Annotated in this window: 7 protein-coding genes and 1 pseudogene; 3 read left to right on the forward strand and 5 right to left on the reverse strand. The window is 64.5% G+C overall.

Annotated features, from left to right (window positions below; translation table 11 throughout):
* Window positions 1–138: 138 nt before the first annotated feature.
* Window positions 139–567 (reverse strand): DUF1801 domain-containing protein, encoded by a 429-nt coding sequence (locus tag AD89_RS0116175; protein WP_025780555.1) that lies wholly within the window; start codon window positions 565–567, stop codon window positions 139–141.
* A gap of 17 nt (window positions 568–584) precedes the next feature.
* Window positions 585–1061, reverse strand: a complete 477-nt coding sequence (locus AD89_RS0116180) for an Lrp/AsnC family transcriptional regulator (RefSeq protein ID WP_025780556.1) — start codon at window positions 1059–1061, stop codon at window positions 585–587.
* A 110-nt stretch (window positions 1062–1171) separates the two neighbouring features.
* On the opposite strand from AD89_RS0116180, the gene AD89_RS0116185 reads away from it, so the two are divergent.
* Together AD89_RS0116185 and AD89_RS0116190 are read left to right on the forward strand one after the other, a co-directional pair.
* Window positions 1172–2353, forward strand: coding sequence for a trans-sulfuration enzyme family protein (locus AD89_RS0116185; RefSeq protein ID WP_025780557.1), 1182 nt, complete (start codon window positions 1172–1174; stop codon window positions 2351–2353).
* 92 nt (window positions 2354–2445) lie between these two features.
* Window positions 2446–3207 carry a MerR family transcriptional regulator gene (locus AD89_RS0116190; protein ID WP_025780558.1) on the forward strand — a complete coding sequence of 254 codons (762 nt, stop codon included), beginning with the start codon at window positions 2446–2448 and terminating at the stop codon, window positions 3205–3207.
* A 23-nt stretch (window positions 3208–3230) separates the two neighbouring features.
* Here the strand turns inward: AD89_RS0116190 and AD89_RS0116195 are convergent, their stop codons facing one another.
* The 3 genes from AD89_RS0116195 to AD89_RS0116205 form a co-directional block, all read right to left on the reverse strand.
* Window positions 3231–3635 (reverse strand): HIT family protein, encoded by a 405-nt coding sequence (locus AD89_RS0116195; protein ID WP_025780559.1) that lies wholly within the window; start codon window positions 3633–3635, stop codon window positions 3231–3233.
* Between the two features lie 64 nt (window positions 3636–3699).
* Complete coding sequence (locus AD89_RS0116200; protein WP_025780560.1) at window positions 3700–4167, reverse strand: redoxin domain-containing protein; 468 nt, start codon at window positions 4165–4167, stop codon at window positions 3700–3702.
* On the reverse strand, window positions 4164–4607 hold the full coding sequence (locus AD89_RS0116205; protein ID WP_025780561.1) for a DUF3052 domain-containing protein: 444 nt from the start codon (window positions 4605–4607) through the stop codon (window positions 4164–4166). The genes AD89_RS0116200 and AD89_RS0116205 overlap by 4 nt, the downstream gene beginning before the upstream one ends.
* 293 nt (window positions 4608–4900) lie before the next feature.
* Here AD89_RS0116205 and AD89_RS18915 point away from each other — a divergent pair.
* Window positions 4901–5220: pseudogene (locus tag AD89_RS18915) on the forward strand (pyruvate dehydrogenase (acetyl-transferring), homodimeric type); the annotation flags it as partial.

The raw sequence follows: 5220 nt of genomic DNA on the forward strand, positions 1-5220 counted from the left end.
GGCCGACGCCGAGGCGGGACTGCAGTACTTCTCGGTCCATCAGCGCAAACCGGGGCTGAGCATCACCGCCCGACGCTGATCATGGACCCGTGATCAGCGATTCGGAGACTCTGAACGACTTCGAACGGGTGCCGGTGATCAGCTGCCCGGTGCGGGGTCGTCGGGACGGGCAGCGGCGATCGCGATGAGTCTGCGCAGCACCGCCTCGTCGATGTTCTCCAAACGGCGCACGTAGACGCACCCGGCGCCCTCGGTGTACTTTCCGAGCTGCGGGAGCAGCTTCGCCCCTTCGGGAAGGTCCTTGAGCCCGTACAGCGAGAGCTGGCTCTTGCGCGGGGAGAAACCCGTCGCCGGCCACTCACCGTGACTGCGCGGGTTCACAGGCGATCGGTAGTGGTACCGCCCGTAGCCGACGATCGAGGGTCCCCACATGACGGGTTCCTCGCCGGTGACATCACGGAAGATCGCGTCGAGGGCGATTCCGTCCTCCCTGCGCTTCTCCGGAGTCACGGCATCGAGGTACGCGGCGACATCGACATCGGTCGGCTGGGTCTTGTTCTCTGCCATGAGGACAGTATGGCAGTTCAGGGCTCCTCGGGGATCCATGCCGAGCCGTCCTCGACCCGATAGATGAGGTTCGTGCGCGTATGCGCGACAGCGGGATACCGGGTGAGATAGTCGAGCACGAAGGACTGCACAGCGGCAGCATCGGTGGCGACGATATGCAGCAGATAGTCGTCAGCTCCGGCCATATGGTACATCCGCACCACTCCCGGGAACTTCGGGGCGGCCGCAGTGAACGCATCGATCTCGGCGCGATCATGCTTGGCCAGCCGAATCGATATGAGCGCCTGCAGGCCCACGCCCAGTGCTGTCGGATCGACATCGATATGGAATCCACGGATGACACCGAAAGATCTCAGTCGTTTGAGGCGCAGGGAGACCGTCGATTCGGAGACCCCGACGGCCGCGGCCAGGACTGCGCCCGAGGCCCGCGCATCGGCGTTGAGCTCCTGCAGGAGGCGACGATCGGTGACATCGAGTGAGACATTCTGCGACATGAGTCACAGTCTTCCACATCTCGTCGCAGACTCTCCCGTCAGAACCAAGGATCCTCACAGGAGATTGCAGGATCATTGCGTCTGACGGGAGAAGTGTATTGAATGCGGTTATGACATCGATGCACCCCGAGACCCGCATGGTCCACGGCGGAATGGACGGCCTCGCGGCCGCAGGCGTCCACGTCCCCGCGATCGACCTCTCCACCACCAATCCGGTCAATGACGTCCGCACGGGCGGAGATTCCTACGAAAGCCTTGCCGGCGGAAACTCCTTGAAAGAGGGCGATTCCCCTGTCTACCAACGGCTGTGGCAGCCCGGTGTGGCACGGTTCGAATCCGCGCTCGCCGAATTGGAGAACGCCGAATCGGCCGTGGCCTTCGCCACGGGAATGGCCGCCATGACCGCCGCACTGCTGGCCGCAGTCGAGGCCGGAACGCCCCACATCGTCGCCGTCCGTCCCCTCTATGGGGGCAGTGACCACCTGCTCGAGTCCGGCCTGCTCGGCACCTCGGTGACCTGGGCGAAAGAAGATGAGATCGCCTCGGCGATCCGAGAGGACACCGGGCTCGTCATCGTCGAGACGCCGGCGAACCCCAGCCTCGACCTCGTCGACATCGACGCCGTCGTCGCGGCGGCAGGAGACGTGCCGGTACTGGTCGACAACACGTTCTGCACCCCGGTGCTCCAACGCCCGATCGATCACGGGGCCGCTCTCGTCCTCCACAGCGCCACGAAATACCTCGGCGGTCACGGAGACGCGATGGGCGGGATCATCGCGACGAACACCGCCTGGGCCATACGACTGCGTCAGGTGCGCGCCATCACCGGGGCCCTCCTGCACCCGATGGGCGCCTATCTCCTCCACCGCGGACTGCGGACTCTGGCCGTGCGGATGCGCGCGGCCCAGGACACCGCAGGCGAACTCGCGCGCCGACTCCAGACGCGCCCGGAGGTCGCCCGCGTCCACTACCCCGGCCTCGCCGACTCAGATCCGCGTGGGCTCGTCGGTTCGCAGATGCGCGGCGGCGGGGCGATGATCGCCATCGAACTCGCCGGAGGATTCGACGCGGCCCGGACCTTCGTCGAACACTGCGACCTCATCGTCCACGCGGTCTCCCTCGGCGGTGCCGATACGCTCATCCAGCACCCGGCCTCACTCACCCACCGGCCCGTGGCGGCCACCGCAAAGCCCGGTGACGGCCTCGTCCGCCTGTCGGTCGGGCTCGAACACGTCGACGACCTCGCACGAGACCTCTTCACGGCCCTCGACGCCATTCGCGACGCTGCCTGAGTCGGCGTTCCGAGACAGGGTCAGAACTTTCTCCTCGTGTCGATCAATCCGGCCTTGACCTTGACGTTGCGTCAACTTCTAAGCTGTCAAACATGGACTGGTCCATTCAGGAAATCGCGCGGCTGACGGGAACGACGAGCCGAACTCTGCGTCATTACGACGCCATCGGTCTGCTGCCGCCGACCGCCATCGCCGCCAATGGCTACCGCTGCTATGACGAAGCCGCACTGGTGCGCCTCCAGCGCATCCTGCTGCTCAAGAAGCTGGGACTGCCGTTGACGACGATCGCCGAGGTTCTCGATCGGAGAGACGATCCGGTCGAAGCGCTGTCGCAGCATCTGGTCTCGCTCGGACGCGAGAGAGACCGGCTCGACCGACAGCTCGCCGCCGTCACCGCGACTATCACACGATTGAAAGCAGGAGAGCCGCTCATGGCTGAAGAGATGTTCGATGGTTTCGACCATCGCGAACACGAAGAGGAAGTGACCAGGCGCTGGGGTGCCGACGCCTACCGGCAGGGAGACGAATGGTGGTCCCGACAGTCCCCCGAGGAGAAACGGGATTGGAAGGCTCGAATCACCGCTCTCTCCGAGGACTGGATCGCCGCCGCCGAGGATGGGGCACGGCCCGAATCGGACCGCTGCCAGGAACTCGCGGAACGCCATATCGAGTGGCTGCGAGCGGTTCCGGGCACTCCGGCGAACGATCCCGAGGGAGACCTCGCGGGATATGTGCGCGGTCTCGGCCAGATGTACGTCGACGATCCCCGATTCGGCGCCAACTACGGCGGAGCCGCCGGCGCCGAGCTTGTCAGAGATTCGCTCGACCGATACCTCGAGACCCACGGATTCTGATCGGGCCGAAGCCGGCGTCGACCTCAGGTCAGTTCGGAGAGCGCCTGTCGGATCTTCTCGGCAGGCGCCTCCAGCTGCTCCGGAGTCTGCATCGGGGCGCGGTCGGAGATGTCGAAGTCATCCATCGAATTCGTCGGCAGGACGTGGATGTGCAGGTGGGGAACTTCGTAGCCGACGATGAGAAGACCGATGCGCTCGCAGTCGAAGGCCCGCTTCTGGGCTTCGCCGATCCTCTTCGCCACCGCGGTGAGGTGAGAGAGAAGTTCTCCATCGGCGTCGATCCAGTGGGAGATCTCCTCCCGCGGAACGACCATGACGTGACCTTCCGTCATCGGAGCGACGTCGAGGAATGCGACGCACTTGTCATCCTGATGGACGAACGTGCCGGGGATCTCTCCGTTGATGATCTTCGTGAACAGCGTGGCCATGAGGTGTCCTTTTCAACAGTCGCCGAAGGTGCCGGAGATCGGCGCTTCGGTGGTGGCTCGTTTCTCAGAGGCTGGAAAGCGCCGCGGCGAAGTCCTCGGAGAAGTCCCGAGACTCGGTGCGGGCAACCTGCCTGCCACTGACGATCGTACCCGCAGGTGAGATGACGAAGACGCCTCGTTCGGCGACTCCGTGGAACTCATCGAAGACGCCGAACGCCCGCGCCGCATCACCGTGAGGCCAGAAATCCGAGGCCAAGATGACGTCGGTTCCAGCCTGACGGGCCCACGCCGCCAAAGTGTATTTGGAGTCCGCGGACACGACGACGACGTCAACGGCATGGGAGTCCTGCCGCATCCTCTCCTGCCACCGGTCGAGGGCGACGAGTTCGTCTCCGCAGATCGGAGAGAAGGCGAACGGAACGAATGCGAGCACGACCGCGGAACGGCGAGCCGCCTCGGTGAGGGTGACGACCGATCCGAGGTGATCGGGGAGGGTGAGATCCGGGGCCCGGTCACCGGGCCGCAGGATCATGAATAGTTCTTCTTGCCCACGAGCCGGAATCCGGCCCAGTCATCGGCGGCACTGACCGTGGAGGTCACGTGCATTCCGGCGGTGGGCGCCGCTTCGGAGATGTCGGCGGGGCTGATGTGTCCCGGACGGTTCGCCTTCGGGCTGAGCAGCCACACGACTCCGCCCTCCTTCAATGTGGTCTGGGCGTCGACAAGGCCGTCGATGAGATCATCGTCGTCCGACCGCCACCACATGAGGATCACGTCGTAGACGTCATCCTCTTCGCCATCGGCGATCTTGTCTCCGATGATGTTCTCGATCGCCTCGCAGAGCGCCTGATCGACGTCGTCGTCATAGCCGACCTCTTGCACGTAGTCGCCCTTGTTCAAACCGAGGTTGTGGCCCAGCTCGTTCGCGAGGGTCGAAGTGGAGGATGTCCTTTCAGAAGCGGAGTTGCTCATGCCTGTATTCTTCCGCCAACAGTGGTCAAGGTGCAAATATCGGCGCGCCCGCGCGCGGCAAGCACACCCAAACGGCACTCAAACAGCACACCGGACGGTGACCATGCCTGCCGGGCGGGCAGACGCGTCAGAGAGATCACAACATCGCGGGAGCGCGAAGTTCGGCTCGGAGTACTAGGCTGACAGATGTATTGGGTGGCCCCTGCGCTCGGACAACCTGCGGAGCACACACCATCCGATGGACATGATCTCTACACCAAAGAAGATCGTGGAGCTGAAGAGAGGACCACATCGTGGACAATCGGAATCAGGGCGGACCCATCCTCAACGGGCTGCCCAGCCAGGTGCCCGACATCGACCCGGAAGAGACCGCCGAATGGCTGGCCTCCCTCGACGGCCTCATCGACGAGGGCGGTCGGACGCGAGCACGCTATGTCATGCTGCGCATGCTCGAGCGCTCGCGCCAGAAGCAGATCGGCGTGCCCAGCCTCACCGCCACCGACTACGTCAACACCATCGGCCCGGAGAACGAACCCTGGTTCCCCGGCGATGAAGAGGTCGAGCGCCGCTACCGTCGCTGGAACCGCTGGAATGCCGCCATGCTCGTCCACCG

This window comes from Brevibacterium sp. VCM10 (assembly GCF_000583215.1).
GTDB lineage: Bacteria > Actinomycetota > Actinomycetes > Actinomycetales > Brevibacteriaceae > Brevibacterium > Brevibacterium linens.